Source organism: Streptomyces sp. NPDC102279, assembly GCF_044766365.1.
Lineage (GTDB): Bacteria > Actinomycetota > Actinomycetes > Streptomycetales > Streptomycetaceae > Streptomyces.
In genome coordinates this window covers 213,111-237,909 of sequence record NZ_JBIWLU010000003.1, presented here as the reverse complement: position 1 = coordinate 237,909, position 24,799 = coordinate 213,111, and the positions used below count along the sequence as shown (strand labels likewise).

General features: G+C 68.5%; 22 protein-coding genes. 10 read left to right on the top strand and 12 right to left on the bottom strand.

Going from position 1 to position 24,799, the window contains the following annotated elements:
- Window positions 1-67: 67 nt before the first annotated feature.
- The 5 genes from ACIRQH_RS07860 to dnaA all read right to left on the bottom strand — a co-directional run bounded on the left by ACIRQH_RS07860 (window position 68) and on the right by dnaA (window position 7,222).
- On the bottom strand, window positions 68-643 hold the full coding sequence (locus tag ACIRQH_RS07860; protein ID WP_388868310.1) for a DUF721 domain-containing protein: 576 nt from the start codon (window positions 641-643) through the stop codon (window positions 68-70).
- Window positions 640-1,764 carry a DNA replication/repair protein RecF gene (gene recF / locus ACIRQH_RS07855; protein ID WP_388868307.1) on the bottom strand — a complete coding sequence of 375 codons (1,125 nt, stop codon included), beginning with the start codon at window positions 1,762-1,764 and terminating at the stop codon, window positions 640-642. Before recF ends, ACIRQH_RS07860 begins: the two co-directional genes overlap by 4 nt.
- A gap of 131 nt (window positions 1,765-1,895) precedes the next feature.
- Entirely contained in the window at window positions 1,896-2,771 is an 876-nt protein-coding gene (gene gnd, locus ACIRQH_RS07850; protein ID WP_358816844.1) for a phosphogluconate dehydrogenase (NAD(+)-dependent, decarboxylating), read from the bottom strand.
- 192 nt (window positions 2,772-2,963) lie between these two features.
- Window positions 2,964-4,094, bottom strand: coding sequence for a DNA polymerase III subunit beta (dnaN, locus tag ACIRQH_RS07845; RefSeq protein WP_149512458.1), 1,131 nt, complete (start codon window positions 4,092-4,094; stop codon window positions 2,964-2,966).
- 1,088 nt (window positions 4,095-5,182) lie between these two features.
- The gene (gene dnaA, locus ACIRQH_RS07840) at window positions 5,183-7,222 is read right to left on the bottom strand and encodes a chromosomal replication initiator protein DnaA (RefSeq protein ID WP_404224716.1); all 2,040 of its coding nucleotides are present in this window, start codon (window positions 7,220-7,222) and stop codon (window positions 5,183-5,185) included.
- A 398-nt stretch (window positions 7,223-7,620) separates the two neighbouring features.
- Here dnaA and rpmH point away from each other — a divergent pair, with 398 nt between their 5' ends.
- The 9 genes from rpmH (at window position 7,621) to ACIRQH_RS07795 (ending at window position 14,696) form a co-directional block, all read left to right on the top strand.
- Entirely contained in the window at window positions 7,621-7,758 is a 138-nt protein-coding gene (gene rpmH, locus ACIRQH_RS07835; protein WP_100597229.1) for a 50S ribosomal protein L34, read from the top strand.
- Window positions 7,759-7,779: 21 nt separating this feature from the next.
- On the top strand, window positions 7,780-8,151 hold the full coding sequence (gene rnpA, locus ACIRQH_RS07830) for a ribonuclease P protein component (RefSeq protein WP_358816842.1): 372 nt from the start codon (window positions 7,780-7,782) through the stop codon (window positions 8,149-8,151).
- The gene (yidD, locus tag ACIRQH_RS07825) at window positions 8,148-8,501 is read left to right on the top strand and encodes a membrane protein insertion efficiency factor YidD (RefSeq protein ID WP_081218337.1); all 354 of its coding nucleotides are present in this window, start codon (window positions 8,148-8,150) and stop codon (window positions 8,499-8,501) included. The genes rnpA and yidD overlap by 4 nt, the downstream gene beginning before the upstream one ends.
- Before the next feature lie 3 nt (window positions 8,502-8,504).
- Window positions 8,505-9,779 (top strand): membrane protein insertase YidC, encoded by a 1,275-nt coding sequence (gene yidC, locus ACIRQH_RS07820; RefSeq protein WP_358816841.1) that lies wholly within the window; start codon window positions 8,505-8,507, stop codon window positions 9,777-9,779.
- Window positions 9,780-9,794: 15 nt separating this feature from the next.
- Window positions 9,795-10,304 (top strand): R3H domain-containing nucleic acid-binding protein, encoded by a 510-nt coding sequence (locus ACIRQH_RS07815; protein WP_358816840.1) that lies wholly within the window; start codon window positions 9,795-9,797, stop codon window positions 10,302-10,304.
- 202 nt (window positions 10,305-10,506) lie between these two features.
- Entirely contained in the window at window positions 10,507-11,223 is a 717-nt protein-coding gene (gene rsmG / locus ACIRQH_RS07810; RefSeq protein WP_358816839.1) for a 16S rRNA (guanine(527)-N(7))-methyltransferase RsmG, read from the top strand.
- Between the two features lie 363 nt (window positions 11,224-11,586).
- Window positions 11,587-12,660, top strand: a complete 1,074-nt coding sequence (locus ACIRQH_RS07805; protein ID WP_388868506.1) for a ParA family protein — start codon at window positions 11,587-11,589, stop codon at window positions 12,658-12,660.
- On the top strand, window positions 12,657-13,751 hold the full coding sequence (locus ACIRQH_RS07800) for a ParB/RepB/Spo0J family partition protein (RefSeq protein WP_388868297.1): 1,095 nt from the start codon (window positions 12,657-12,659) through the stop codon (window positions 13,749-13,751). Before ACIRQH_RS07805 ends, ACIRQH_RS07800 begins: the two co-directional genes overlap by 4 nt.
- A gap of 327 nt (window positions 13,752-14,078) precedes the next feature.
- Window positions 14,079-14,696, top strand: a complete 618-nt coding sequence (locus ACIRQH_RS07795) for a GNAT family N-acetyltransferase (RefSeq protein WP_358816837.1) — start codon at window positions 14,079-14,081, stop codon at window positions 14,694-14,696.
- Window positions 14,697-14,852: 156 nt separating this feature from the next.
- Here ACIRQH_RS07795 and trxA read toward each other — a convergent pair whose 3' ends face one another.
- From trxA to sigM, 4 genes are all read right to left on the bottom strand, one after another.
- The gene (gene trxA, locus ACIRQH_RS07790) at window positions 14,853-15,185 is read right to left on the bottom strand and encodes a thioredoxin (RefSeq protein ID WP_081218330.1); all 333 of its coding nucleotides are present in this window, start codon (window positions 15,183-15,185) and stop codon (window positions 14,853-14,855) included.
- 43 nt (window positions 15,186-15,228) lie between these two features.
- A complete protein-coding gene (trxB, locus tag ACIRQH_RS07785; RefSeq protein WP_387315529.1) occupies window positions 15,229-16,194 on the bottom strand; it encodes a thioredoxin-disulfide reductase in 966 nt (321 codons plus the stop codon).
- Between the two features lie 238 nt (window positions 16,195-16,432).
- The gene (locus ACIRQH_RS07780; protein ID WP_388868288.1) at window positions 16,433-17,329 is read right to left on the bottom strand and encodes an anti-sigma factor family protein; all 897 of its coding nucleotides are present in this window, start codon (window positions 17,327-17,329) and stop codon (window positions 16,433-16,435) included.
- A complete protein-coding gene (gene sigM, locus ACIRQH_RS07775) occupies window positions 17,326-18,000 on the bottom strand; it encodes an RNA polymerase sigma factor SigM (protein WP_404225008.1) in 675 nt (224 codons plus the stop codon). The genes ACIRQH_RS07780 and sigM overlap by 4 nt, the downstream gene beginning before the upstream one ends.
- Here sigM and ACIRQH_RS07770 point away from each other — a divergent pair.
- Window positions 17,956-18,096, top strand: coding sequence for a hypothetical protein (locus ACIRQH_RS07770; RefSeq protein ID WP_404225031.1), 141 nt, complete (start codon window positions 17,956-17,958; stop codon window positions 18,094-18,096). The two genes, sigM and ACIRQH_RS07770, sit on opposite strands and share 45 nt — an antisense overlap.
- Here ACIRQH_RS07770 and ACIRQH_RS07765 read toward each other — a convergent pair.
- From ACIRQH_RS07765 to ACIRQH_RS07755, 3 genes are all read right to left on the bottom strand, one after another.
- Window positions 18,086-19,807, bottom strand: coding sequence for a serine/threonine protein kinase (locus ACIRQH_RS07765; protein WP_404224712.1), 1,722 nt, complete (start codon window positions 19,805-19,807; stop codon window positions 18,086-18,088). The genes ACIRQH_RS07770 and ACIRQH_RS07765 overlap by 11 nt on opposite strands.
- A 118-nt stretch (window positions 19,808-19,925) precedes the next feature.
- Window positions 19,926-22,172 carry a murein biosynthesis integral membrane protein MurJ gene (gene murJ, locus ACIRQH_RS07760; RefSeq protein WP_388930086.1) on the bottom strand — a complete coding sequence of 749 codons (2,247 nt, stop codon included), beginning with the start codon at window positions 22,170-22,172 and terminating at the stop codon, window positions 19,926-19,928.
- A gap of 46 nt (window positions 22,173-22,218) precedes the next feature.
- Entirely contained in the window at window positions 22,219-24,639 is a 2,421-nt protein-coding gene (locus tag ACIRQH_RS07755) for a DUF6049 family protein (protein WP_404224710.1), read from the bottom strand.
- Window positions 24,640-24,799 lie beyond the last annotated feature (160 nt).

The window sequence follows — 24,799 nt, the reverse complement described above, 5'->3', positions numbered from 1 at the left end:
GTGAACCGGCGTGGCTCCGGGGGAGACGCGGGTGATCGCCGAAGTCGGGACGAGCACCGCGCGGAGGTCATCCGTAGGTGTCGCCGGGACCCTTGCTGCCGGGAGCCCGCAGGGGCCCGTAGCGGCGGGCGGGGCCGTTGGGGCCCAGGACCTTGATCAGGCGGACGGCGCCATGGCCGAGGTCCTCGTTGAGCCGTGCGACGAGCTGCGGGGCCAGCAGGCGCAGCTGGGTGGCCCAGGCGGTCGAGTCGCACTGCACGGTCAGGACCCGCTCAGCGGGGTCCTCGTCGTAGCGCAGCGGGACACAGTGGTTGGCCAGGTCCTCGCCGACGATCTGCGGCCAGCGCCCCATCACGCCGCCCACCGCGGCCGGGGTCTCCCAGCCGCGCTCGGTGAGAAGCCGGTTGATGGCGGCGCCCAGCGCCATGGGGTCGCGGCCGTCGGCGCCGGAGCCGGAGCGCAGACCGCCTCCGCGGCGAGCCTGCTTCTTCTGCTGGGCAGCGTCCCCACGCGCGCGTGCCTGCTCTTTCGCGGCGCGCAGCGCGACGCGCGCGAGGTCGACGCCGGACGGTTCGGGGGTCTTCTTGCGGGCGGCTTCGCCGGACGCACCCTCGGCAGCCGCTCCCGATGTGTTCTCCGTCATACGCGCTCCACCGTTCCTTCGGACACGACGTACCGCGTCCCGCTGAGGACCCCCGGCACGTCGTCGTCCACGGCCGCCGTCACCAGCACCTGCTCGCCCGGGGCGACGAGTTCCGCGAGCCGCTCGCGCCTGCGGCTGTCCAGTTCGGCGAACACGTCGTCGAGGACCAGCACCGGTTCGTTGCCCTCGGCGCGAAGCAGGTCGTACGAGGCCAGGCGCAGCGCCAGCGCGAACGACCAGGACTCGCCGTGCGAGGCGTATCCCTTGGCGGGCAACTGGCCCAGCTTGAGTACGAGGTCGTCGCGGTGGGGGCCCACGAGGGTCACGCCGCGCTCGATCTCGGACTTGCGGGCCTCCTCCAGGGCCGCGATCAACTGCGCGAAGAGCTCCTCGCGCGCGTGGCCCACGATGCCGGGCGAGGAGGCCTTGTACTCGAGGGCGACGGGTCCGCCGCCGGGTGCCAGCTGCTCGTACGCCTTGTCGGCCAGCGGCTGGATCGCGGCGACCAGGTCGAGTCGCTGGGCGAGCAGCTCGGCGCCCACGCGCGCGAGGTGCTGGTCCCACACGTCGAGGGTGGAGAGGTCCATGGTGCGGCCGCCGTGCCGACGGGCGAGCGCGGCCGACTTCAGGAGGGTGTTGCGCTGTTTGAGGACGCGGTCGTAGTCGGAGCGGACGCCCGCCATGCGCGGGGAGCGCGCGGTGATCAGCTCGTCGAGGAAGCGGCGCCGCTCGCCGGGGTCGCCCTTGACCAGGGCGAGGTCCTCGGGCGCGAACAGCACGGTGCGCACGATGCCGAGTACGTCACGGGGCTTGACCTGAGAGGACCTGTTGATGCGGGCGCGATTGGCCTTGCCCGGGTTCAGTTCCAGCTCGATGAGCTGCTGGCGCTCTCCCTGGCGGACGTTGGCCCGGATGATCGCCCGCTCGGCGCCCATGCGGACCAGCGGCGCGTCGGAGGAGACGCGGTGGCTGCCGAGGGTCGCCAGGTAGCCGACGGCCTCGACCAGGTTCGTCTTGCCCTGTCCGTTGGGGCCTACGAACGCGGTGACGCCCGGGTCGAGCGGAACCTCGACCCGGGCGTACGAGCGGAAGTCGGCCAGCGACAGATGCGTGACGTGCATGGTCGTTCGCCGACCTCCCCCAGCGTGGTGTTTCGGGTTCCGCCCGGGGTCCGGGTCACCCCGGTCCCCAGGTTCTTTCCCCGGCTGTGGACAACCGGGTCACCCCGGGTGTGGAGAACCCGGGGCGTCGATCAGGCCTTCTCGACGGCGTGGCCGCCGAACTGGTTGCGCAGGGCCGCGATCATCTTCATCTGCGGCGAGTCGTCCTGCCGCGAGGCGAAGCGGGCGAAGAGCGACGCGGTGATCGCGGGAAGCGGCACCGCGTTGTCGATGGCGGCCTCCACCGTCCACCGGCCCTCGCCGGAGTCCTGTGCGAAGCCCTTGAGCTTGTCGAGGTGCTCGTCCTCGTCCAGCGCGTTGACCGCGAGGTCGAGCAGCCAGGAGCGGATGACGGTGCCCTCCTGCCAGGACCGGAAGACCTCGCGGACGTCGGTGACGGAGTCGACCTTCTCCAGCAGCTCCCAGCCCTCGGCGTACGCCTGCATCATGGCGTACTCGATGCCGTTGTGGACCATCTTCGCGAAGTGGCCGGCGCCGACCTTGCCGGCGTGCACCGCACCGAAGTCGCCCTCGGGCTTGAGCGCGTCGAAGATCGGCTGCACCTTCTCGACGTTCTCGGGAGTGCCCCCGTACATCAGCGCGTAGCCGTTCTCCAGGCCCCAGACGCCGCCGGAGACACCGCAGTCGACGAAGCCGATGCCCTTGATGCCGAGCTCGACGGCGTGCTTCTCGTCGTCCGTCCAGCGGGAGTTGCCGCCGTCCACCACGACGTCGCCCGGCTCCAGCAGGGCGGCCAGCTCGTCGACGGTGGCCTGGGTCGCGGCACCGGCCGGGACCATGACCCACACCACGCGCGGGCCCTTGAGCCTGCCCACGAGTTCTTCCAGGCTATGGACGTCGGCGAGGTCCGGGTTGCGGTCGTATCCGATGACGGTGTGGCCTGCGCGGCGGATCCGCTCGCGCATGTTGCCGCCCATCTTGCCGAGGCCGACGAGACCGAGCTCCATCAGTTGTTCCTTAGGGTTGCGACGTGGCGTGAGGGCACTCTCGTACCTGGGTCCGAGCCTAGACCGGGGGGGACCACCCACGCCTTTCGGGCACCGGGGGAACACCTGCGCATCTGGGGGCATAGCCGCTCAGACGTGTACTCCGTCCGCGGTGCCGCCCGCCGGCCCCTCGGAACCGGCGGGCTCCGGACGTCAGCCGGAGAGGCGGACCGGCATGATCAGGTACTTGTAGGCCTCGTCGGCCTCGGCGTCCAGAGCGGGCCTGCCGCTCAGCAGTGCGGGCTTCGTGGACGTCGTGAAGGACAGCTGGGCCACCGGCGAGTCGATGGCGCTCAGGCCGTCGAGCAGGAACGTCGGGTTGAAGGCGATCGAGACGTCGTCGCCCTCCAACTGCGCGTCGACCCTTTCCACAGCCTGTGCGTCGTCGCTTGAACCGGCCTCGAGGATCAGCACGCCCTGCTCGAAGCTCAGTCGCACCGGGGTGTTCCGCTCGGCCACGAGAGCCACACGCTTGACGGCCTCCACGAAGGGGGCGGTCTCGATGACGGCGATCGAGTTGAACTCGGTCGGGAACAGCGAGCGGTATTTCGGGAGGTCGCCTTCGAGCAGACGGGTGGTCGTACGCCGGCCGGCGCCCTCGAAGCCGATGAGGCCCTCGCCCGCGCCGGAGCCGGAGAGCGCCAGGATGACGCTGTCGCCGCTCGTGAGGGCCTTGGCGGTGTCCAGGAGCGTCTTGGCGGGCACCAGGGCCACCGCGGACGCCTCGGGGTTCTCCGGCTTCCACAGGAACTCGCGGACCGCGAAGCGGTAGCGGTCGGTGGACGCGAGGGTGACGGTGTCGCCCTCGATCTCGATCCGCACGCCGGTGAGGACGGGAAGCGTGTCGTCGCGTCCGGCGGCGATGGCCACCTGGGCGGCGGCGGAGGCGAAGACCTCACCGGGGACGGTGCCGGTCGCCGACGGCATCTGCGGCAGCGCCGGGTACTCCTCCACAGGCAGGGTGTGGAGGGTGAAGCGCGAGGAGCCGCAGACCACGGTCGCCCGTACACCGTCTGTGGAAATCTCCACCGGCCGGTTGGGGAGGGCGCGACAGATGTCGGCGAGGAGACGGCCGGACACGAGGACCGTGCCCTCCTCGTCGATCTCCGCGTCCACGGAGACCCGCGCCGAGACCTCGTAGTCGAAGCTGGAGAGGCTCAGGGCGCCCTCCTCGGCCCTCAGAAGGAGGCCGGCGAGCACAGGAGCCGGCGGACGGGCCGGGAGGCTGCGTGCCGCCCAGGCCACTGCCTCCGCGAGTACGTCGCGTTCCACCCGGATCTTCACCGTTGCCGCCTCCGTCTGTTGCCGGCGCTCTCGCCCTGCTGGCCTTCGTCGTCTGACTCGGTGTCGTTCGGCCCTGTGAGGGGAAGGACACCGGGGAACAGTCTGACGCACCTCGCTGACAGTCGTTGCCCCTCGGGGTCAAGTCGTGCCGAGCGGCAGTCGAGCCGCCGAGAGCGAGTTGTGCACAGCCCCGTCTTCGAAACGTTTCCCAGACTCTCTCTAGTTGGTCTTAGTAGTAGGGGCTGTGGAAACCGTGGATAACCCCGTTTTCGCAGCTCAGAGGCGGTTTTTTGTCCACTGGCCCTGTGGGCGGAGGCGGTGGACAACCAGGCCTCTCTGTGGACGGCGAAAAGTTCTGCACACTCGATGCACAGCCTGGGGCCACTTCTCCCCAGCTCCGTCCCCAGCTTTGCCCCCGTTCCCCACAGCCCAATCCGGCACCTTGGTGTGACGCCTTTCACTCGACCCGGTGAGATCGCGCGTCGCGTTGCCGAACAGTGGACAGAGGTGTGGAGAAGCTGGAGATCGCTGGGGACAACGGGCTCCCGCCTGTGGGCTGCCAGTGGACAACTCGGTGCACACCCTGTGGGTCTTTTCTTTGTCCACAGGGTGTGGACAGGCTTCGTCCACGAATCCACAGGTGGTTGACCTGGTCTGATGGTCTTTCAACAGACTCCCCTGTGGACACGATCTGGACAACTTCCCGGTCCCCAGGATGTGGACAGCAGAAAGTCACCGAATCTGTGGAGGGTGGCCGTAACCCCGCCCGGATTCGAACAGCAGGTGTCGGGCCGGTAGCGGTGGCGGAGGTCTCCGAGCCCTGGGTGAGGCCGTCAGAAGCCGTCGAAACGCGTTTCCGAGCGCTCGCAGGACGCTTCCACGGGCACTGGCAGGACGCGTCCGACCGCTCGGGAAGGGCCCCGTATCCCTCCGAAGGGGGTTCCTGAACTCCGGGGCGGGGGCGGAGGGGACCCGCGAGAGGACGACCGAGCCCCGACGCACGCGCCTGGCGAGCTTCCGGAAACGGCGGAGGGCGCCCCGGGAAGATGTCCCGGGGCGCCCTCGGCAGGCTGCTGCGGCCGCCTGTGTCAGCCGTTCTTGATGCGGTTCGTGAGCTCCGTGACCTGGTTGTAGATGGAGCGGCGCTCGGCCATCAGCGCGCGGATCTTGCGGTCCGCGTGCATCACGGTCGTGTGGTCGCGGCCGCCGAACTGCGCACCGATCTTCGGCAGCGACAGATCGGTCAGCTCACGGCACAGATACATGGCGATCTGGCGCGCCGTCACCAGGACCCGGCTGCGCGAGGAACCGCACAGGTCGTCCACGGTGAGCCCGAAGTAGTCGGCGGTCGCCGCCATGATCGCGGGCGCCGTGATCTCCGGGGCCGAGTCCTCACCGCCGGGGATCAGGTCCTTGAGGACGATCTCCGTCAGACCGAGGTCCACCGGCTGCCGGTTGAGCGACGCGAACGCCGTCACCCGGATCAGCGCCCCCTCCAGCTCGCGGATGTTGCGCGAGATCCGGGACGCGATGAACTCCAGCACCTCCGGCGGGGCGTTGAGCTGCTCCTGGACCGCCTTCTTGCGGAGGATGGCGATCCGGGTCTCCAGCTCGGGCGGCTGGACGTCCGTGATCAGACCCCACTCGAAACGGTTCCGCAGCCGGTCCTCCAGGGTGACCAACTGCTTGGGCGGCCGGTCGCTGGAGAGCACGATCTGCTTGTTCGCGTTGTGGAGCGTGTTGAAGGTGTGGAAGAACTCCTCCTGCGTCGACTCCTTGTCCGCGAGGAACTGGATGTCGTCGACGAGCAGGATGTCCATCTCCCGGTACCGCTTGCGGAAGCTGTCTCCCTTGCCGTCGCGGATGGAGTTGATGAACTCGTTGGTGAACTCCTCCGAACTCACGTACCGCACCCGCGTGCCCGGGTAGAGGCTGCGCGCGTAGTGCCCGATCGCGTGCAGCAGGTGCGTCTTGCCGAGGCCCGACTCGCCATAGATGAAGAGGGGGTTGTACGCCTTCGCCGGCGCCTCGGCGACGGCCACCGCGGCGGCGTGCGCGAAGCGGTTCGAGGCGCCGATGACGAACGTGTCGAAGAGGTACTTCGGGTTCAGCCGCGCGGTGGGCTCGCCCGGACCCGATGCCGGCGCGGGCTGCGCCGCCTTCGGTCCGGGAGCGCCGCTCGAGGGACCGCCCCTGCGCACCTGGCCGTTGCCGGAGGGGTCCTGGAGGTCGCGGCGGTCGGGACGCTGGTCGTAGTCCGAGCGCGACTGGTCGTAGTCCTGGCGCTGCTGCTCGTAGGGCGAGCGGTCCATCGACTGCGGCCGGTAGTCCTGCTGCGGCGAGGCGTAGGGGTCCCGGTCCGGGAACCCCAGACGCTGCTGCTGCCAGCCGTAGTCGTCCTGCGAGTGCCGCGGCCAGGCACCCGGCTCGGGGCGCTGGTAGTCCGGGTAGGCGGGACGCGCGGTCGGGAGCTGGTCGCCGGGCGCGCCGGGCAGCGGCTCGGAGCGGCCGCCGCGGTGGTCGTCGGCGCGGTGGCGGCCGTACCCCTCGTATCCGTCGCGCCGCTGGGGCTCGTACGGGCTGCGCTCCTCGCGCCCCTGCGGCTCGTAGGGGTTGCGGTCGTCGCGGCCCTGGCCGTCGTAGGCGGCGCGGTCGTCCCGCTGGCCTTCGTAGGCGTTGCGGTCGTCGCGCCCCTGTCCGCCCTCGTAGGCGCCGCGGTCGTCGCGGCCCTGAGCGTTGTCATAGGGGCTGCGCTCTTCGCGTCCTTGGCTCTCGTACGCGTCGCGGCCCTGTCCGGTGGGGTGCTCCGACTCCTCGTAGCGAGGGGCGGCGGGCGTGGGGGGCGGCTCGCCGGCGGAGTCGTCCACGGTGATCGCGATACGGATCGGGCGGCCGCACTCGCGACTCAGCGTCTCGCTGACGATCGGCGCGAGACGGCCTTCAAGGACGCCTTTCGCAAATTCGTTCGGGACGGCGAGCAGGGCGGTGTCCGCGACCAGGGCCAGGGGCTGGCAGCGTTTGATCCAGTGCTCGTCCTTGACCTCGACGCCCTGCCCACGGCCCTCACCGAGGAGTTGTTCCAGTACTCGTGGCCACACTGCGGCAAGATCGGCAGGTACGTCAGCCACAGGGCACGCTCTCTCACGGGTCCCACGAACGTGTGGTTCTGGGAACGGGTTGGTAAATCAGGCGGGGCGGGGCGGAGGAACAAAACCGCTGGGGCGGCGAGAACGGAACGAATCGGAGTTCAGCCACGGTAGTCAGGGCGACCGGTACGGTTCAAGTTGTTGTCCCCAGCCTGTGGATAGTGTCTCCTGCGAGGGACTGGTTTGACCGGATGGCGTAGCCGCGCGTACCGTAACCAGGTCGAGTTGTCGATGGCTGCTGCCGCCTGCCTCCGATGGGCACAGATCGCGAAGAGTGATCGGGAAGCGGTGCACTCGGGCGTAATACGAGTTTCCTCGTGGGCGCACGGTGACAGCCAGGACGGCACCCCGCCACCACCGATTCTTTCTGGAGCCCCCTAGTGAGCAAGCGCACCTTCCAGCCGAACAACCGTCGTCGCGCCAAGACCCACGGCTTCCGCCTGCGGATGCGCACCCGTGCCGGCCGCGCGATTCTCGCGAACCGCCGTGGCAAGGGTCGCGCCGAACTGTCCGCCTGATAACAAACAGGTCATGATCTCGTGCTGCCTACCGAGCATCGGCTGAGGCGGCGCGAGGACTTCGCGACCGCGGTACGCCGAGGACGCCGGGCCGGACGCCCGCTCCTCGTCGTCCACCTTCGTAGCGGTGCACCGGACCCGCACGCGCCTGGGGAGAGCGCTCCCCAGACGCGTGCGGGTTTCGTCGTGAGCAAAGCCGTGGGCGGAGCGGTCGTACGCAACAAGGTGAAGCGCAGGCTTCGCCATCTGATGCGTGACCGAGTCGCACTGCTGCCCCCCGGTAGCCTGGTAGTCGTACGAGCGCTGCCCGGTGCGGGTGACGCCGACCATGAACAGCTGGCCCGAGACCTGGATGCCGCCATCGAGCGGCTACTGGGAGGGGGCGCGCGATGAAGTACCCACTGCTTGCTCTGATCAAGATCTATCAGTGGACGATCAGCCCGTTGCTCGGGCCGGTCTGCAAGTACTACCCGTCGTGCTCCCACTACGGCTACACAGCCATCGACCGGCACGGTGCGATCAAGGGAACGGCACTTACCGCCTGGCGCATCCTCCGGTGCAATCCGTGGTCGCTGGGCGGTGTGGACCATGTTCCGCAACGCAAGCGTCCGCGGTGGCACGAATTGCTGCGTAACGCCTGGCGTGCACGCAAGGGCGGGAACTCCGCCGCCGAACCGGCCACCGGGGAGACCACTGCCCCGAGCCCGGCCGCCGAGACCCCGTCCCATGCTCAAGGAGCCTGATTAGTGGACACGATTGCCAGTCTTTTCAGCTTCATCACGACACCCGTTTCCTGGGTCATCGTCCAGTTCCACTCCGTGTACGGGCAGATCTTCGGCCCTGACACGGGCTGGGCCTGGGGCTTGTCCATCGTGTCCCTGGTGATTTTGATCCGTATCTGCCTGATCCCGCTCTTTGTGAAGCAGATCAAGGCCACTCGGGCCATGCAGACGCTGCAGCCCGAGATGAAGAAGATCCAGGAGCGCTACAAGAACGACAAGCAGCGCCAGTCCGAAGAGATGATGAAGCTGTACAAGGAGTCGGGTACCAACCCGCTCTCCTCGTGCCTTCCCATCCTGGCCCAGTCGCCGTTCTTCTTCGCCCTGTACCACGTGCTCAACGGCATCGCGACGGGCAAGACGATCGGCGTCATCGACGATCAGCTGCTCGCCAGCGCACGTCAGGCCCACATCTTCGGTGCCCCGCTCGCCGCGAAGTTCACGGACAGCGCCGACAAGGTCGCTGCTCTTGGTGCCACGATCACGGACGTCCGAGTCGTCACCGCGATCATGATCGTGATGATGTCGGGTTCGCAGTTCTACACCCAGCGTCAGCTGATGACGAAGAACGTCGACACCACGGTGAAGACGCCCTTCATGCAGCAGCAGAAGATGCTGATGTACGTCTTCCCGGTCATGTTCGCCGTCTTCGGCATCAACTTCCCGGTCGGTGTCCTCGTCTACTGGCTGACCACCAACGTGTGGACCATGGGCCAGCAGATGTACGTCATCCGCAACAACCCGACCCCGGGTTCGAAGGCTCAGGCCGCCTACCTGGAGCGCCTGCAGAAGCACGTCACGAGCCACGGCAAGACACGCCGGCGCAGCGAGAAGGCCATCGTCAAGGCCATCGTCTCGAAGGGCCGCGACCGCAACGAGTTCGAGCGCAAGTTCATCAACGGTCTCACCAAGGCGGGTCTCGTGGCCCAGCCCGACGGGGTCGTGACGAAGGGTGACAGCGCGACGGTCGTAGAGACCGAGGACGGCACCACGACGACGGCTCCGGCGGCTCCCAAGCGTCAGCAGCCGAAGCGGCAGTCCAAGTCGCAGCGCCAGTCGGCCGTGACCGCCGGCGGGGCCAAACCCGAGGACGAGTCCGAACCGAAGACGTCGCTGAGCAAGTCCGACGAGCCACAGGACGCCAAGCCCTCCGCGGCGAAGCCCGCCGCCGGTACCCGCAGCAAGGCCCAGTCCGGACAGCGCAAGGGCCCACAGCGGCCCAAGTCCCCGTCCAAGAAGTAAGAAGGAGTCCATCCCGTGACGGAAGGCACCACCTCCGCCGCCGCTGAGGGCGACACCCTGACCCGCCTGGAGCAGGAAGGCGAGATCGCGGCGGACTACCTCGAGGGTCTGCTCGACATCGCCGACCTCGACGGCGACATCGACATGGACGTCGAGGCCGACCGCGCCGCTGTCTCGATCATCAGCGACTCGGCCGGCCGCGACCTGCAGAAGCTGGTCGGCCGCGACGGCGAGGTGCTGGAGGCACTCCAGGAGCTCACGCGTCTGGCCGTGCACCGGGAGACCGGGGACCGCAGCCGGCTGATGCTGGACATCGCGGGCTTCCGCGCTCAGAAGCGTGAGGAGCTCTCCGAGCTGGGAGCCAAGGCCGCCGCCGAGGTCAAGAGCTCCGGCGAGCCGGTCAAGATGGACCCGATGACGCCCTTCGAGCGCAAGGTGGTGCACGACGCGGTCAAGGCCGCGGGCCTGCGCAGCGAGTCCGAGGGCGAGGAGCCGCAGCGCTTCGTCGTCGTGCTCCCCGCCTGATCGGTACGTACGCTCCCTCGGCCCCGTCTGTTGCGCAGACGGGGCCGAACTTTGTCAGCCTGGTAGTCCCCCTGAAGCTGTGTCCCCTACGTGGAACGCCGGCCGCGGTACCCGCACCTGCGGTCCTCGACAGCTGTTAGTCCCTGGTAGTCCTGGTGATCAGCGCCCAGAGCGCTCAAGCGGTACGGAAGGACGGTCCCCCGTGACGGAGGCAGCGGAGCTTCCCCCCGCGCCGGAGCAGGCGCGCGAGGTATTCGGCGATCGCTTCACGGACGCGGTCCGGTACGCGGAGCTGCTGGCCGAGGCGGGAGTGCAGCGCGGGCTGATCGGGCCCCGTGAGGTGCCCCGGCTCTGGGAGCGGCACCTGCTGAACTGCGCGGTGCTCTCCGAGGTCGTGCCCGAGGGTGTGACCGTGTGCGACGTCGGCTCCGGTGCCGGACTGCCCGGTATCCCGCTGGCGCTCGTCAGGGAAGACCTCAAGATCACACTGCTTGAGCCGCTTCTGCGCCGGACGACTTTCCTCACCGAGGTCGTGGAACTCCTCGGACTTGACCATGTGACCGTCGTGCGCGGCCGGGCCGAGGAGGTCATGGGCACGCTCCAACCGGTGCACGTGGTGACGGCCCGGGCGGTCGCCCCGCTCGACCGGCTCGCCGCCTGGGGAATCCCGCTGCTCCGCCCCTACGGCGAGATGCTCGCCCTCAAGGGGGATACGGCCGAGGAGGAGCTGAAGGCCGCTTCCACCGCGCTCAGCAAGCTCGGTGCGGTGGAGACCTCCGTTCTGCATGTGGGCGAGGGGGTCGTGGACCCGCTGTCCACCGTCGTGCGCGTCGAAGTGGGCGAGAGTCCCGGCGGTGTGCGTTTCGCTGCCAAGCGGGCCAAGGCTGCCAGGACGGGTCGAACGCGCCGCCGCCGCTGACGACGGGCGGTATCGACACCTCTGCTCCCGGTTCCCTGGGTAAGGGAGCCGGGAGTTCTGCTGTCTCGTGGAGAGGAGTTCTTTGTCACTCCCGCGGAGCCGTCCTCGGGGCGAGCCGTACTCCACACAAGCAGCCAAACCTCCCCATCTCGGAGTGTCGCGCCGCGATGGCCCGAGCGGCTAGGCATCGTGTTTCACGTGAAACGTCGCTCACTGTTGCACGGCATCATCAGTCGCGGCCGCGCTGCGGCCGAACCTCGCGACCGAAAGCCTCTCGGTTCACTCGGAGAGGGTGCGGAGTTGTCCACAGAGGTGGATTTCTCCACAGAACAACGGGCCTCGCTGGTTCACGACCCCGATCGCATGGGAGGCTCTGTTCATTGCGAGCCTGAAGTCGAGGAGAGTGAATCCTTGCGGTCCGACGCCAACATCGCGGGACCGATGACCGATCCGGTCCCCGGTCCCCGTACCGAGTCGATGGGGGAGGATGTTTCACGTGAAACACCGCCCCCTATGGACGACACTCCCATCGGTCGTGCTGCCCAACTGGCTGTGGAGGCGCTAGGTCGCGCCGGCGAGGGCCTGCCACGGCCCGAGCAGACCCGAGTCATGGTGGTCGCCAACCAGAAGGGTGGGGTGGGTAAGACCACGACCACGGTCAATCTTGCTGCCTCGCTGGCCCTGCACGGCGGCCGCGTCCTGGTGATCGACCTCGACCCTCAGGGCAATGCCTCCACCGCGCTGGGCATCGACCATCACGCCGAGGTCCCGTCGATCTACGACGTGCTGATCGACAGCAGGCCGCTCTCCGAAGTGGTTCAGGCGGTCCCTGATGTCGAGGGTCTGTTCTGCGCTCCCGCGACGATCGATCTCGCCGGTGCGGAGATCGAGCTGGTGTCGCTGGTGGCTCGCGAGAGTCGACTGGAACGGGCGATCCTGGCGTACGAGCAGCCGCTGGACTACATCCTCATCGACTGCCCGCCGTCGCTCGGTCTGCTGACCGTCAACGCACTCGTCGCCGGCGCCGAGGTCCTCATCCCCATCCAGTGCGAGTACTACGCACTGGAAGGTCTGGGCCAGCTTCTGCGCAACGTCGACCTGGTGCGCGGGCACCTCAACCCCAACCTTCACGTCTCGACGATTCTGCTCACCATGTACGACGGCCGGACGCGTCTGGCGTCCCAGGTCGCGGATGAGGTGCGCAGCCACTTCGGCAAAGAGGTACTGCGGACGAGCATTCCGCGCTCGGTCCGCATCTCCGAGGCTCCGAGCTACGGGCAGACGGTCCTGACCTACGATCCGGGTTCGAGCGGTGCTCTCTCGTACCTGGAGGCCGCCCGAGAGATCGCCCTCCGCGGAGCCGGAGTGTCGTACGACGCACAACATGCCCATGCGGGCGCACGGAACGATCGGAACACGGTGGAGGGGATCCAGTGAGCGAGCGACGAAGGGGGCTGGGACGGGGTCTTGGCGCATTGATCCCCGCGGCTCCGACAGGTGAGCGTGTGGGCGGTTCAGGGAGCGGGGCGTCCATGACGCCGGCTTCCGGCCCCGTCCTCACCGCGGAGCGCGGGGTGGCGGCGGCCAAGGTGACGACACTGCCGCCTGTTTCACATGAAACCGAGGAGCCGTCGTCGAGCGGGTCTGCGGATGAGTTGCAGGCGCCGGTCGGTGTTCACTTCGCCGAGCTGCCCCTGGACTTCATCACTCCGAACCCGCGCCAGCCGCGTGAGGTCTTCGACGAGGACGCCCTGGCCGAACTCGTCACCTCCATCAAGGAGGTCGGGCTCCTCCAGCCGGTCGTCGTGCGGCAGGTCGGTCCGTCGCGCTTCGAGCTCATCATGGGTGAGCGGCGCTTCCGGGCCTGTCGCGAGGCGGGACTTGAGGCCATTCCCGCGATCGTCCGTGCCACGGACGACGAGAAGCTCCTCCTGGACGCGTTGCTGGAGAACCTGCACCGTGCCCAGCTGAACCCGCTGGAAGAGGCAGCCGCCTACGACCAGCTGCTCAAGGACTTCAACTGCACGCACGACCAGCTGGCCGACCGGATCGGACGCTCCCGTCCGCAGGTCTCCAACACGCTGCGTCTGCTGAAGCTCTCGCCGTCCGTTCAGCGTCGTGTCGCCGCCGGGGTTCTCTCCGCCGGTCACGCGCGTGCCCTCCTCTCCGTCGACGACTCGGAGGAGCAGGACCGCCTGGCCCACCGCATCGTGGCCGAGGGCCTCTCGGTGCGAGCCGTGGAGGAGATCGTCACCCTCATGGGGTCGCGTCCGCAGTCGGCTCAGCGTGCCAAGGGTCCGCGGGCCGGCGGCCGGGTCTCTCCCGCGTTGAGTGAGCTGGCGACCCGTCTGTCGGATCGCTTCGAGACGCGGGTGAAGGTCGACCTGGGGCAGAAGAAGGGCAAGATCACTGTCGAGTTCGCTTCGATGGAAGACCTTGAACGCATCCTCGGCTCCTTCGCTCCTGGCGAGGGACCGGTCCTTCAGAAGAGCCTTCTGGACGACGGTTCCGACGACACGGAGGCCTGAGTCGGCTTCCGGTGGACCGATCTCTGGTCGGTCCACCGGCGCGGAGCGGGCCGTGTCCGGTGCTCACCGGACACGGCCCGCTCTTTGCTTTCTGTCGGTATCGATGGAATCGCATCGTGGATACGATGCGATGGGTATGGCGCATTCACCTGGCAGCACCTTCATAGGGGAGGCGGGGGCCATGCACACCGTGAGCCGTACCGGACTGGTCACCGCAGGGCTGGGCCTGGGGGCCGTCGGAGGGTTCGTCGGCAGCCTGCTCAAGGAGCGGAGCCATCTGACATCCGCCCGTGACGCCGCGGGGGAAGGAAGCGAGGAAGATCCTTCATGGGGCGTCGGCTCGTACCGCTCACGCTGGACAACCTTCCGGACCTTCCCCAGCGTTGTCGGTCGTGTGTCTTCTGGGAGCTGGATCCCGTCAGTGGTGAGGCCGCGGTAAAGGCGGGCACGGCAGCCTCGGAGAAGGAGGCGTGGATCTCCGCGGTGCTGCTGGACTGGGGATCCTGTGGCCGGGTGGTCTACGTGGACGACGTCCCGGTGGGCTTTATCCTCTACGCGCCGCCGGCGTACGTCCCCCGGTCCACGGCGTTCTCCACAAGCCCTGTGTCGCCGGACGCGGTTCAGCTCATCACGTCGTTCATCATGCCGGGGTACCAGGGGCAGGGGCTGGGCAGAGTGATGGTCCAGACGGTCGCCAAGGATCTGCTCCAGCGAGGCTTCAAAGCGATCGAGGCTTTCGGCGACGCTCGGTGGAAGGAGCCGGCCTGTGTGCTCCCTGCCGACCACCTTCTCGCGGTGGGATTCAAGACGGTGCGGCCCCATCCCACCTACCCTCGCCTGAGGCTGGAGCTGCGGACGGCGCTCTCCTGGAAGGAAGACGTGGAGATGGCGCTGGACCGCCTTCTCGGAGCCGTACAGAAGGAACCGGTCCTCCGCCCCCTGTGACGTCCGTTGGGGGCGTGTCGCCTGATTGCGCCGGCCCCCCGGGCACCACTAACACCGCGAGCGGCGCGAGGCGGGACAAGCAAAGGGGCCGACCTCTTCAGGTCGGCCCCTTCGTGTTTCACGTGAAACATGCGCCGCGTGGGCGGACGCCTTCGACTACTCGGCGATGAAGTCCTCGAGGTCCCGCACGATCGCGGCCTTCGGCTTCGCGCCGACGATGGTCTTGGCGACCTCGCCACCCTGGTAGACGTTCAGGGTCGGGATCGACATGACGCCGTACTTGGCGGCCGTGCCCGGGTTCTCGTCAATGTTGAGCTTGACGATCTCGATCTTGTCGCCGTACTCGGCGGCGATGGCCTCCAGCGACGGGGCGATCTGACGGCAGGGGCCGCACCAGGCGGCCCAGAAGTCCACCAGAACGGGCTTGTCGTTCTTGAGGACGTCCTGCTCGAAGGAGTCGTCAGTCACGTTCTTCAGGGTGCCGGCCACGGCGGGCTCCTTAATTCGTTGTTGCGGTGGGGCGGACGGGGGATCAGACGGTGGCGGCCGCGGTGGCCGCCTCGCTGTCGGCGAGGGCAGCGAGGTAGCGCTCGGCGTCGAGGGCGGCGGAGCAGCCGGTGCCGGCCGCAGTGATCGCCTGGCGGTAGGTGTGGTCGACGACGTCACCGGCGCCGAAGACACCGGTCAGGTTCGTCCGGGTCGACGGCGCGGCGACCTTCAGGTAGCCCTCACCGTCGAGGTCGAGCTGACCCTTGAAGAGCTCGGTGCGGGGGTCGTGACCGATCGCGATGAACAGACCTGTCACCGGCAGGTCCGAGGTCTCACCGGTCTTGAGGTTGCGCAGCGTCAGGCCGGCGAGCTTCGGGTCGCCCTTGATCTCGGCCACCTCGCTGTCCCACACGAACTTGATCTTCGGGTCGGCGAAGGCGCGCTCCTGCATCGCCTTGGAAGCACGGAGGCTGTCCCGGCGGTGCACGATGGTCACGGACTTCGCGAAGCGCGAGAGGAAGGTGGCCTCCTCCATCGCGGTGTCGCCACCACCGATCACGGCGATGTCCTGGTCCTTGAAGAAGAAGCCGTCACAGGTGGCGCACCAGGAGACACCACGTCCGGAGAGCGTGTCCTCGTTGGGAAGACCGAGCTTGCGGTGCTGCGATCCTGTGGTGACGATGACGGCCTTGGCGCGGTGCACCGTACCGGCGGTGTCCGTGACGGTCTTGATCTCACCCGTCAGGTCGACGGCGACCACGTCGTCCGGGACCAGCTCAGCACCGAAGCGCTCGGCCTGGGCACGCATGTTGTCCATCAGGTCCGGGCCCATGACACCGTCCTGGAAGCCGGGGAAGTTCTCCACCTCGGTGGTGTTCATCAGCGCACCGCCTGCGGTGACGGCGCCCTCGAAGACCAGCGGCTTCAGCGACGCGCGCGCGGTGTAGAGCGCCGCCGTGTAGCCGGCGGGCCCGGACCCGATGATGATCACGTTACGGACGTCGCTCACGGCTTCATTCCTCGTCTCTGGAGACTGCTGCGTTCCGGTGGGAGCCTCACTCAGTACTCTCACCCCACCCAACGGATCCTAAGGGGCTTCAATTCCCGCTGTGTCCGGGCACACGGAGATGGGCTTCCGCACAGAGATACCAAGCGCCATCCGGGCAGGAGGGCACCCGATTCCCCGGGCGCCCTGAAGGGGGCTCCGGGATGTCTGAGTGGTGTCGGGAACTGCTTGGCCAGCGCGCTCAGGACCGGGCGTACGACCGCGTCAGCAGCAGTTTGCCGGGCTTCGGGGAGGCCTGCGTCGCGCAGGAGGCATCGACGATGCGGGCCGTGACCTTCCTGCTGTCGGAAGGGTCGGTCAGCACGAGAAGGAACACGTCCTTCCCCCGGTACGTGCCCGCTTCGGCGCCGAGAAGGGTTCCACTGTCTCCGGCACCCTGCTCGACGCAGTCCGGAACGGGAAGCGTGGGTGTCATGAAAGTGCCGACGCCGCCGTCCTCCGACTGCGCACCCCATGGCTTGGCACTGCCGGAGGGTGCGGGTGCCTTCTTGTTCTTCGCGAGAAGGTCCGAGACGTCGCTCTTCAGTGACCCTTCAGAGAAGGTGTCCTGCGCGTTCGACTCCTGCTGACGGGCGCTGGGGTTGTCCTTGTCGGAGTCGTCACCACCCAGCGTCTGCACGAGGATGACGCTCACTCCCAGCGCGGCGGCGGCAAAAGCGGTACCGAGGAGCGCGATCGTTCCGCGTCGGCCGCGGCGGGCCCGATGGGGACGGCCCGGTCCGGTCCCGGCGCGCGGATGGCCGGAGGGGCGATCCGTCGTCGATGTTTCACGTGAAACATGAGTGTCGGGAGCGTCCGTGACCGAGGCCTCATCGGGTGCCGTCGCACTCAACAGGGCTTCCGCGGCCAACGCGGCATCGATCCGCCCGGCCACATCGTCCGGCATGCGTGGAGGGCCGGGCAGGGTGCCGAGCAGCCCCCGGATCTCCTCCAGGGAGTCGTACACGTCGGCGCAGAGGGCGCAGTCGTCGAGATGCCGCCGCACGTCATGCGATCGGGACGGCGGAAGCAGACCTTCGGTGAGGTCGGAGATCTCGGCGACGTCCGGGTGCCCGGTCGTATCCGTCGTGGATGTCACGCTCGCCCACCTCCGCCCTTCACAGCAGCTGAATCGCTCGGCCCCGCGTCACGGGGGCCCGCGTCGTGCGGCCCCGCTGCCGGTGGGACGGATGTCCCCTGCGTCCGGTTCCTTCCCCCGCCCGACTTCTTCGTCCCCTCCTCGTCCGTGCTCTCCGTCCGGAGATGTGTGAGGAGGGGGAGGAGTCTGGCTCTGCCACGAGCACAGCGGCTCTTCACGGTGCCGGTCGGCACATCGAGCACGCGAGCCGCCTCCGCCACGGGATAGCCCTGCATGTCCACCAGGACGAGGGCGGCACGCTGGTCGGCGGGGAGCGTGCTCAGCGCGGCTATGAGTTCGCGGTGCAGGTCGTTGCGTTCGGCCGGAGCGGAAGCCGACTCGTGCGGTTCTAGGAGCTGCTCCAGGCGCTGGGTGTCGTCGACGGGGGAGGTCCGCCTTGACGCTGCCTTGCGGGCCCGGTCCAGGCACGCGTTCACCGTGATGCGGTGCAGCCAGGTCGTGACGGCCGACTGTCCGCGGAAGGTGTGCGCGGCCCGGTAGGCGGAGACGAGGGCGTCCTGGACGGCGTCAGCGGCCTCCTCGCGGTCTCCCAGCGTTCGCAGAGCCACGGCCCAGAGGCGGTCGCGATGACGTCTTACAAGCTCGCCGAAGGCATCAGGATCGCCGGCCACGTGACGGGCGAGGAGATCCTGATCGCTTGCTTCACCGAACGCGGCTTCATCGGCCATCGGACCCCCTCCCCCTCGTCTACGAGCGTCAGCCGGTGAACTTCACGTCCGTGACGGCTTGTTTGTAGCCGGCGCTGCTGTAGCCGTCGCTGGGAGCGTTCGGCACGTCGGTGATCCACAGGAGGACGTACTGCGTCTTCACCGACTTGGACGCCTTCACCTCCATCGTGGTGCCGGTCGTGGTGGCCGTGCCGATCTCCTTCAGCCCGTCGACGGATGTCGCGGGCGCCAGAGAATCGGCTGCGTAGAGGTGGACGGTCGTGTGGTCGCCCGCGTAACGAAGCCCTATCGAGGCGCCCGACAGCGCCTGGGCCGAACCCAGGTCGTAGACGATGCCCACGCCGGGCTTGTACGGCGCGAGCTTGGGTCCGGCGTTGTATTTCTTGGTGCGCCAGTACGTGTTGCTGTCTCCGTCGAAGGTCTTGGCCACGTCTCCGGCGGCCTGCGCGGAACCCTCGGCCACGTACTCCTGCGCTTGCTGGATCTTGATCGGCCTGACCGGCTTGGTCTGGTCGCCGTTCTTGTCGTTGCCGTCCGTCGTGTGCGTCTGCTTGGTGTCGTCGGACTTGTTGCCCCGGTCCATCAGCGCGTCGGCGAGCTGCCAGCTGCCCAGCCCCAGCGCGGCGATGAGCAGCGCGGACACGGCCCACTTGAGAGCCTTGCCGGTGCGGCTGTGCAGCGGCGGGGGCGGGGCCGCCACGGGCTGAGTGGCGCCGGGAGGTCCCTGGCGGCCGTAGGTGCCCTGCTGGTACGACGTGCGCTGGTACTCGGGCGGGGCGGTGAACGCGGGCTCCGGCGGGCGGATGCGGGGCATCTCGCTGATCGCCTTTACGAGCTCCTCCGGAGTCGTGCACGGAGACTCGTGCCGGGAAGCGGTCGCACCGTCGTTGGCGAGCGCGCGCATGGCGAGCTCCGACAGGCCGCGGTGGACTCCGGCGCGCACCTGGTCGGGTGCGATCAGGCCGACACCCTTGGGCAGCCCCGAGAGGCCGTAGGCATCGCTCTCGTACGGCCAGCGCTGGGTGAGCGAGGCGTACAGGAGTGCGCCGATCGCCTCGGTGTCCGTGCGCTGGGGAATATCGGAACTGATCCCACGCAGCGCGGCGTTCACGGCGAGCCCGCGGAGGCGCCACTGACCGGACGACGTGCGCAGCACAGCACCTGGCGTGAGACGCAGATGGGCGAGGCCCTCGCGGTGCGCGGCCGCCATCGCCTGGGAGACCTGACTGACCATCTGGTAGGCCTCGTGCACCTCGAGGGGGCCAGAGGCGAGGAGTGCGGTCAGCTCTGTGGCGTCCGGCAGCCATTCGTGGACCACATAGACGAGGTCGTTCTCCTCGACGGCGTCCAGGACCTGGACGAAGCGTGGATCGCCCAGCAGGGCCGAGGAACGGGCCGCCGCGAGTACAGAACGGGCCCTCGGATGGTCGGCGGGCAGCAGATGGACACCGACGGCACGGCGGAGCTTCTCGTCCACCGCACGCCAACTGCTGAAACCCTCCAGACGGGTGACGCACTCTTCGAGGCGATAGCGCCTCGCGAGTTTGTGACCACTGTGCAGTTCGGGCGGTGAGGCCTTTCCGGGACTCTCGGTCCCGCCGCTCCCCTGTGCCTCTTCGCTGTCCGTTTCCCGCTCCCGCTCCCGGTCCTGGGCCACCCCGTCGGACGTGGACTGGTCCGCCTTCGCGGTCAGCGGTTCGTCACCGCTGTTGTCTGCCACGTCGACGGCAGACGTGCTCCGTTCCGCCACCGTCGTCCCTGCCTCCCCATCCATTGCGCACTGTCCGACGCAGAAACCAATTGTGCCCACAGTCCGGCGCTATGCACGACACGCGGCGACGGACGATGGTTGTGCGCTTACCCCCGCCTCAGCGCCCCAGGCGCCCGCGGACCATTCCGACCATCGAATTGAGCTCTTCGATACGCATCTTGCGCGCCGCGACGTAGAACACGCCCAGCAGGGCGATCGATCCGGCGACGAGTGCCGCGATCGAGCCGATCGCCCCGTGTCCGAGAACCCGGGTGATGGCGAAGCCGACGGCGCCGCCAGCCACGGCGCCCGGGATGGACGCCAGGCAGAGACGCGCGTACGTACGCAGCACTCGCGCGCCGTCCAGGTCGCCGCCCAGCCGCCTGCGCAGCCGCTGCCAGGCCACTCCGACACCCACGGCGTACGCCAGACCGTAGGCGCCGGCCATGCCGACGACGGCCCACTGGGCGGGCAGCACCACGTAACAGACGGCGGACGCGGCGGCGTTGACGCCGGCCACGATGACCGTGTTGTAGAACGGCGTGCGGGTGTCCTCGTAGGCGTAGAAGCCGCGCAGGATCACGTACTGCACCGAGAACGGGATGAGACCGAGCGCGAAGGCCATGAGCACGTAGCCCTGGGACTCGGCGGCCTGAAGGCCGCTGGAGCCGAAGAGCAGGGTGCACATGGGGATGCCCAGGGCGATGAACATGAAGGACACGGGGACGATCGCCACCGCCGAAGTCCGCAGACCCTGAGAGATGTCGTCGCGTACAGCGCCCGGGTCACCGTCGTGGGCCGCTCGCGAGATGCGCGGAAGCATGGCCGCCATGACGGACACCGTGATGATCGCCTGGGGCATGCCCCAGATCAGCTGGGCGTTGGAGTAGGCCAGGATGCCCGTTCCGCCCTTGCCGGAGGCCTTCTGCGCCGCGGTCGCGAGCTGGGTGACGACCAGGACACCCGCCTGGTTGGCGAGGACGAAGAGCACAGTCCACTTGGCGAGCTGCACCGCCTTGCCGAGACCGTGGCCCCGCCAGTCGAAGCGCGGACGGAACCGGAAGCCGGCCTCGCGGAGGTACGGAACCATCGCCACGGCCTGCACGACGAGGCCGAGCAGGGTGCCGATGCCCAGGAGGCGGATGCCGTCCGGCGGGATGTTGCTCACCGTCATGCCGGAGTGCCGCGCGGTCCCGTAGACCCAGAGGAACGTTCCGAAGGTGAAGATCATGACGATGTTGTTCAGGACCGGGGTCCACATCATCGCGCCGAACTTCCCGCGGGCGTTGAGGATCTGGCCCATGACCACGTGGACGCCCATGAAGAAGATCGTGGGCAGGCAGTACCGGGCGAAGGTGACGGCGACGTTGTTGGCCGCCGGATTGCTCGCGATGGAGTCCGACATCAGTTGGATCAGCAGCGGCGCAATGAAGACCGCAGCGGCGACGATTACACCCAGCGCAACCATGACGAGCGTCAGCAGGCGGTTGGCGTACGCCTCGCCCCCGTCGTCGTCTTCTTTCATGGATCGCACCAGTTGGGGCACGAACACGGAGTTGAGTCCGCCGCCCACCGTCAGGATGTAGATCATCGTCGGCAGCGTGTACGCGACGGTCCAGGCGTCACCAAGTGTCGCCGCGCCGAGAGCGGCCGTGATGATCATGGTGCGGACGAAGCCGGTGAGACGGGACACCAGGGTGCCCGCCGCCATCACCGCGCTGGACTTCAGCAAGCTCGAGGACCGGCTGCCCGGCTTTGCGGCCGCAGCCGGTGGCGGGGCCATCGGGGGCTCGGCGACAGGCGGAGCCGGCTCGGGAGCCGGGGCCGGAACGCCGGTCGGGGCATAGGCGTTGCGGACGCCACCCTGCTGCTGGTCGCGGAAGAGGTGCGCGAAAGCGTCGGGTTCATGCTGCTCCTCGCCTGCCTGGGTGACCAGGTCGTCCACCCCCACGTACTGGGTGGTCCGGGCGTCGTCGCCGTACGGCAGGTGCCGCGTCGGCCCCGCCGGCTCGGGAGGGGGCGTCTGGGCCCACACTCTCGGGTCGGGGGCGTATTGCGGCGTGGGCGGCTGGGCGTAGAGCGGCTGCTGAGGGTAGTACGAGCCGGGGGGCGGCGGAGGGTGCGCGGCGCGGTCGTAGAGCGCCTCCGCCACCGGGTCCTGCGCCGAGAGGTCCTGCCCTCGGTAGGGATCCTGGTCGTAGGCGTCCTGGAGGTACATGTCCGCGGGATGCCCCGGCGGCATCCGGCCGGGTTCCGGCGTGCCCTCGGGGTAGCCGGAGCGGCCCGCGTCCTGGTCCGGGTACTCCTCGGGATAACCCGAGGACCCCGCGCCCTGGCCGCGGTCACCGTCGTACGGCGCGTTCATGGTTACCCCACCTCATCGTCCCCGGGCCCACCGGCCACGACATCGTTCAACGGTCCACTCTCTCACCCGTGCCGGACGGGTCGGCGCTTTCCGATGCGGTGTCCGGCGTCGGGTCACTCGGGTGCTCCGGGTCGTCAGCCCCCGCCTTCGGGCCGGACATGCTCTCAGGACCGGCCTCGGAGTCGTCGGTGTTCTCCGTCTCTACGGTGCCGTCCGCGTCCTTGTTCACGTCCTCGTCCTCCGGACCGTCCTCCGGGCCCTCCTCGGTCTGCCGGGCCGCCGCGCGCTTGCGCTGCGTGTACATCCGGAAACCGGCGAGCACGAGGAGCAGGACACCGCCTCCGATGACGAGCATGACCGTGGAGGTGATCTCGGTGACCTTGACCTCGAAGGGCACGGGATCGCCATAGGGCTGCCCGTCCTCGGTGTAGAGCTGCGCGACGACCTTCACCGGGCCGTTGGCCTTGGTGGAGGTGGGGAACTTCACCGACTGACTGTGCTCACCCGCGACCTTGATCGACTGCTCGTAGTACGGGCCGTTGCCGATCTTGAGACGGGTCGGCTGCTGCGAGGTGAGGCGCAGCGTGAGGTGGTCGACACCCTGGACGAGGTTGTTCTGGACGGTGACGGGGATCGTGGCGCTACGACCGGAGAGCTGCGCGTCCGACTTCTCGATCAGATGCACCAGCCCGGTGAGCCCGTCCAAGTAGGAGTCCACACCGTCGCGGAAGGCCTTGCCCTCGGCGGGCCGGCCGCGCCAAGACGTCGACATCCCTCGGTCTATGGCCAGGCCGAACGGCGTGACCACGCGCGACCTGTCGGTCAGGATCACCTTGAACTTGTCGAGCTTGGTCTGCGTGCTCTGCATCCAGTCGAAGGCCGAGGCCGGCAGTTGCTGATTCTTCAGGGCGGACGGGTACGAAGAGGCGGAGGGCACCCGCGTGGTGGCGCCCGGGTCCGGCTTGGCCTTGGCGGCAGCCGCCAGCCCCTGCAACTCGGACCAGCTCCCCTGCTGGAGCGTCCTCAGTGCCTCGGCCATGGTCTGCGCCTGGCTGGCGGTGGGCATACGCTGCGGCGCGACGACGATGCTGCGCTGGTCCGCGTCCTGGAGGTTGATCATCAAGCTCTGAGCGAGGAACTTCTGGACGGCGAGTGTGGAACTGCCGGCCTTGAGCATGTCGCCCTGGAACGCGGTCGACAGCCGCTCGTCCGCGACGACCGCCGTCGTGCCGCCCCCGATGGGCCGGGCGGCACTCGGCGTGTACGCCAGTCCGCCCGTCTCACGCAGACTGTCGCTGCGGGCGATCACCTTGTCCGCCCCTGCCGAAGTCGCCACATTCACGATGGACGGGTCGATCGCCCCGTCCACCGGCCAGGTGAAGTCCGTATTGGGCTTCACGTGGACGATCGAGTCGACCGTGTCGGAAGCCACATCGGTGGCGTCTTTCAGGCGGCTCAGGGAGCCGGTGATTTTGCCGCTGTGGGCGAGAGACGCGATATCGGGGTCGGCGAAGGGGAGCGCGACGATCTTCTGTCCCTGGACCGTCTTCTCCAGTTTGTCGAGCCAGGCCTTGGCCAACGCCCGGTTCTTCTCGCTTCCGGCCACGGTCGTGCCGTCGGCCTGCTGGACGCGGTAGCCGCCCCTCATGGCATCGACCGAGGCCAGCACATCCGGGTCCAGCACCCACGTGACGTCGAGCCCACTGCCCAGCGACAGGAGCTGGTCCAGCCGGCCGCCCGGGGCGATCTCCTTGGCCAGGTCGTCGTTCTTGAAGACACGCGTCTGCTGCTCGTCCGAGCCGGTCTCGGCCGTGAGGTGCACCGAGGAGATCAGCGGCCAGAGGTACGTCGTCTTCGTCTTAGTGTCCGCCGCGTCGGGCTGCCACGGAAGGAACGTCCGCTTGATGCCGAGCACCTGGTCCCACTGCTGGGCCGTCGTCCGGCCCGTGAGCGAGACACCCACCTGGTAGACCCCGTCGTCACCCAGGTCGAGATCCTTGACGGGTACCGAGATGCTGAAGTTATGCGAGCTGCCCGCGGTGAGCCGGGCGACCTTCTCGACGTACTTGCCGCCGACCTCCGCAGCATCGAGACCCGGCTGGAAGCTGGTGAGCTTCGCGGCGGTGTCGATGGCGGAGCGTGTGGTCAGCGGGGACGAGCCCACACGGATCCCCACGTGGGCGTCGGTGACGGTCTGCTTGGTCCTGTTGGTGACCGAACCGGAGACCGTGACCGTGTCGCCGTCCGTGGGCGCACTGGGGCTCAGCGAGTCGATACTGACGTCCACCCCGCCCGACCCCGCGGCATCGGCCACAGAGGCCTTCTCAGCGGCTTGTGCGGGCGCGCTGAGGGGCAGCTGTAGCAGCCCGGCCAGCAACGGCGCTCCGGCCAGCAGTACACCGCTGCGCCGGAGCCACCGACGGGCAGGTGAGGGACTCGTCCCCTGGAAGTCTGCCGCCTCGGCCACGCGCTCGCCCGTCCCTCGTCGTCGTCAGTGGTCGTCGGAATGTGCGTCCACGCATGGTAACGATGCGCGCTGAGGGTAAGTGCCGCGGAGTGGTCCACAAGATCGGCGGAGAGCGCCGACTGTCCTGTATGTGGGCCTATCTATGCCCGTGAAAAGGGGG

Coding starts and splice junctions, on each gene's coding strand:
- ACIRQH_RS07795 (WP_358816837.1), top strand. CDS start 14,079: ATGGGGCGTCGGCTCGTACCGCTCACGCTGGACAACCTTCCGGACCTT.
- recF (WP_388868307.1), bottom strand. CDS start 1,764: ATGCACGTCACGCATCTGTCGCTGGCCGACTTCCGCTCGTACGCCCGG.
- ACIRQH_RS07770 (WP_404225031.1), top strand. CDS start 17,956: ATGACGTCTTACAAGCTCGCCGAAGGCATCAGGATCGCCGGCCACGTG.
- ACIRQH_RS07805 (WP_388868506.1), top strand. CDS start 11,587: ATGGGAGGCTCTGTTCATTGCGAGCCTGAAGTCGAGGAGAGTGAATCC.
- gnd (WP_358816844.1), bottom strand. CDS start 2,771: ATGGAGCTCGGTCTCGTCGGCCTCGGCAAGATGGGCGGCAACATGCGC.
- yidD (WP_081218337.1), top strand. CDS start 8,148: ATGAAGTACCCACTGCTTGCTCTGATCAAGATCTATCAGTGGACGATC.
- ACIRQH_RS07860 (WP_388868310.1), bottom strand. CDS start 643: ATGACGGAGAACACATCGGGAGCGGCTGCCGAGGGTGCGTCCGGCGAA.
- murJ (WP_388930086.1), bottom strand. CDS start 22,172: ATGAACGCGCCGTACGACGGTGACCGCGGCCAGGGCGCGGGGTCCTCG.